The organism is Bacillus sp. JJ1503 (assembly GCF_036965125.1).
Classification (GTDB): domain Bacteria; phylum Bacillota; class Bacilli; order Bacillales; family Cytobacillaceae; genus Cytobacillus.
In genome coordinates this window covers 316-4,501 of the sequence record NZ_JBALOZ010000112.1, presented here as the reverse complement: position 1 = coordinate 4,501, position 4,186 = coordinate 316, and the positions used below count along the sequence as shown (strand labels likewise).

Genomic DNA, 4,186 nt, shown 5'->3' with positions numbered 1-4,186 from the left:
CTAATGGTATTACCTTTTGAGGAAAGTATAACAAAGAGTGAATTAAAAGACAATACTAAATTTACAGAAAATTATAACATGTTGAAAAATAAAAAACTCATGATGGTTCCTCTAAAAATGTAAGTAATGAACAAACATTTTTTAGTTCCATCTTGAGCTTGTAGTTCACTTATAGTATTAATCGTTATTAATATCATACTCACTATTCAATTGTTTTTTTTGCTCTAAAACTTCAATTTCTGTATTACGCTTTACATGTTCTGACATGGATCGGTGGGCTTTTTCTGGATCCTGAGATATGATTGCAGCTGCGATAGCGGACAATTCATCAATCGCTATTTTACGGTATTGTTTATCAGCAACTTCTGCTAACATAAGGGATGCCCTATTAAAGACCTCATTAATGCCAAACATAATCGCTTCCCTAATAGAATTTTTAGAAGCTATAGCTATTTGGTTGTGAAAAGAAACATCAAGTTCAACTAACTTTTCCCAGGAACCATTTTCTGCTTCATTCTTATACAACTCTAGAATTCTTAATAACTCTGTGACATCTTCATCAGTTCTTCTTTTGGCCGCCCAAAATGCAGTTTCTGCTTCAAAACTTCCCCGAAATTCCGATAAATCTTCAATAGTTGCTCCTCGAAAACGAATTAAAGCATTAAAAGCTTTTGATAAATGAGTAGATTTCGAATCGGTTATAAATGTACCTCCACTTTTTCCTCTGCTTACTTCAACAATTCCCGCACCCTCCAAAGATCGTATCGCTTCTCTTAATGTAGCACGGCTTACGTTAAATACAACTGCCAGATCTCGTTCATTCGGGAGACGATCTCCTGGATTTAGACTCCCACTCGAAATAGCGTCTTGAATTTGTTCCGCAACGTCTTCAAAACCACGTATTTGTCGCGCTGCTGAAAATATCCCATGCATATTTTTTGAATCATTATTTGTATTCAACTAATCTATCTCCTTTTCTTAAGAAGTAACAATAACAAGACAGTTTATAGAAAAAGGTCATGATGAACTTACTTTATTTTTCCTTTTATTAGGTAAACCTTCACGTAATATATGTTATGAAAAAAATCCCACCTTGTAAAGCTGATAACTTGGTTAACGTAAAGGAACAACTTTGTACTATGATTTACATAAAGATATTCTATTTTCCTAGAGTTTTGAACCCAATTCTGCCATGAAACAATTCACAAACCTATTTATCTCTTATCTTCTAAGACTGGATTCAGTGGGTGTATATATCTAGAGCATTAATAAAACACTGTTTGTTCTTTACTTTAATACTTTTTAAATTTTCTGTATTTTTAGTATTGTCTTTTAATTTCCTCTTTGTTATACTTTTTCCAAAAGGTAATACCATTAGTCCATTCTTTTAAATCAGTGTACTTCAAGTTAGTGATGAAAATCAAATGCTTTAATGGAAAAACTAAGTTTTATTGATTTTTCTTTTAATTGGGTTGTAATTTTTTTGAATTATTTGGTAGATATACTGTTTTCCAAAATCCTTAAAGAAAGGAGGTCTATTTATGATTAACTTTAATAGGTGGATTGACAGGCTCAATAAATTCCTAGTATTTGTAATAGGGATTCTATTGATAGTAATGGTTTTAACCATTTCTTTTCAGATTATGGTTAGAATGATTTTTCCTAAGTTAGGAATCCAATTTTCAGCACCTTGGGCAGGTGAATTGCCAATGTATTGTATGATTTGGCTAATCTTTTTAGGTGCTGCAGTTGCAACAAGGAATAACAAACTAATTTCAGTTGATATACTTCAAACGAATCTCCCTCCAAAAGGGAGAAAAATAGTTAACTTAATTGCTATGAGTCTATCAATTGTCTTTTTTGTTGGTCTACTTATTGCTGGTTATCACTGGGCAATGTTTGGAATGACTGAGACATCTACTTCAATGGGAATTTCAATGTTTTATGTGTATGTATCATTACCAGCTAGTGCACTAGTGATGATTTTAAATTCAGTAGCACACCTATTCGATGAATTTATAATTAAAGAAACTTTAAAAGTAAATGAACTAACTCAAAATGCAGATTTTAGTGTATAACACCAATAATTCTAGGGGGTAATTCTATGAGAAAGAGATACTCTATAATCTTTTTCATGCTAATCATTATTTTGGGTGCTTGTAGTGGAAATAAAGAAGCGAATACGGAAAATGGCAAGGAGAATGCTAGTAAAGCTATAGAGTTGGATTTAAGTCATGTATTAACAGAGGATTCAAGTTTCCATGCTGCTGCAAAAAAATTGTCTGAATTAGTTGAGGAAAGAACTTCTGGCGAGATCAAAATTAAAATATTTCCTGCTGGTCAATTAGGAGGAGAGGTCCAAAGTATTCAAGCTGCAAGAAATGGGAATCAGGATATTATTATCACCGGAACACCAGCATTAACAGCAACTGCCCCTGAATTTTTAGCCTTAGATCTACCCTATTTATTTGAAAATATAGATGAAGCAAACGGGTTTCTTCAAGGTTCTTCTGGCGAAGCCTTATTAAGCGGATTATCAAAGTATGGTCTTGTAGGATTAGGCTTTAATTCCGCTTTAGAAAGAAACGTTTTCTCAAAGAAACCAGTAAAGAATCTAGATGATTTTAAAAATTTGAATATTCGTGTAGTACAGTCAGATGGATATATTAATGCCTATAACTCTCTTGGGGCACAGCCAACACCGATGCCCTATTCTGAGGTTTATTTATCGCTTCAACAAGGGGTTATCGATGCTGGAGAAGCAGCTGCTGATACTATGATTACTGATAAGTTTATGGAGGTTTCCTCCCATTATAACTTAACCAAGTCTCATTTTTATCCAGTTGTCTTATTGATGTCAGAAAAGTCAATGGAAAAGTTGAGTAAAGGACAACAAGAAATAATTAAGCAATCTGCAAAAGAAGCTACTCAAACTGGAATTGAATATTATAAAGATTCATATAAAAAATCGCTTGAAATATTGAAGGAAGAAGGAATTGAGATTGTTGAAACTGATATGGACTCATTTAAAAAGGCTACCCAAGGGTTAAGAGATGAGTTTATTAAAAATAATCCAAATCTCAGCCCTGACTTGGTTGAACTAATTAAAAAATAATATGCTTAAAATTTTATTAAGACTGTATGCCCGTTATTTTTAGAAACATCATTCTGACCTATGAGAATATAAAATGAACTGAGGTGAGATGAGTTAATGGTTGGTACTTTGTTTTCAGGATTTTTCGCTTTTCTTATCATCGGTATTCCAGTAGCAGTTGCTCTAGGTGGGGCGGCCTTCATTGTTTTATTACTGGATGGATATAATCTTACGACAATTCCCCAAAAAGTTTTTGAAGGTTTGTCGCCTTATACACTTTTGGCCATCCCATTTTTTATTCTTGCAGGAAATTTAATGAGTTCAGGAGGAATTGCTAAAAGGTTAATAAACTTTGCAACTTCACTAGTAAGATGGATGACAGGTGGAGTAGGGGCTTCAACAGTACTAACAACCATGATTTTTTCAACTGTATCTGGATCCTCATCGGCCACAACTGCAGCAATTGGTACCATTATGATTCCTAACATGGAAAAGAAGGGATATGCTAGAAACTTTTCTGCGGCGCTATGCGCCGCAGCTGGTGAGATGGGTGCTATAATTCCTCCCTCAATTGTCATAATTGTATATGCCATGACAAGTGGAACTTCAATAGGAAAGATGTTTATAGCAACGATCATCCCTGGGTTAATGGTTGGAGTATTTTTAATGATTGCCAACTACTTGTATGTTAAATCTAATCATATTGATAAAGGTGTAAAAACAGAGACAAACATTTGGTTTAAAGAGGTTCTAGTTGCTTTTAAAGAATCTTTCTGGGCACTAATGATGCCTGTACTTATTCTGGGTGGAATATATTTTGGTATATTTTCGCCTACAGAAGTATCGGTAATTGCTGTAATTTACAGCTTTATTTTAGGGGTTTTTGTTTATAAAGAAATTAAACTTAAAGAAGTATTTCAGGTTATTACAAAGTCGGCTATTTCTACAGCAGTAATAATGATTATTGTTGGGTTTGCTACAATCTTTGCATATGTGTTGACCATTAATCAAATCCCACATCAGGTTGCAGAGTTTTTATTACAAGTAACCGAAAATCCAATTGTATTCCTATTATTAGTTAATATATTACTA

At 33.5% G+C, this 4,186-nt stretch carries 4 protein-coding genes; 3 read left to right on the top strand and 1 reads right to left on the bottom strand.

Annotated features, from left to right (window positions below; genetic code table 11):
* Positions 1 to 177: 177 nt before the first annotated feature.
* Positions 178 to 960 (bottom strand): FadR/GntR family transcriptional regulator, encoded by a 783-nt coding sequence (locus V7149_RS09925; RefSeq protein WP_335345475.1) that lies wholly within the window; start codon positions 958 to 960, stop codon positions 178 to 180.
* Between the two features lie 581 nt (positions 961 to 1,541).
* Here V7149_RS09925 and V7149_RS09920 point away from each other — a divergent pair.
* The 3 genes from V7149_RS09920 to V7149_RS09910 all read left to right on the top strand — a co-directional run.
* Positions 1,542 to 2,078 (top strand): TRAP transporter small permease, encoded by a 537-nt coding sequence (locus V7149_RS09920; RefSeq protein WP_335345474.1) that lies wholly within the window; start codon positions 1,542 to 1,544, stop codon positions 2,076 to 2,078.
* Positions 2,079 to 2,104: 26 nt separating this feature from the next.
* Positions 2,105 to 3,115, top strand: a complete 1,011-nt coding sequence (locus V7149_RS09915) for a TRAP transporter substrate-binding protein (protein ID WP_335345473.1) — start codon at positions 2,105 to 2,107, stop codon at positions 3,113 to 3,115.
* Between the two features lie 96 nt (positions 3,116 to 3,211).
* Positions 3,212 to 4,186: TRAP transporter large permease (locus tag V7149_RS09910; RefSeq protein ID WP_335345472.1), on the top strand; the 975-nt coding region annotated here is incomplete at its 3' end.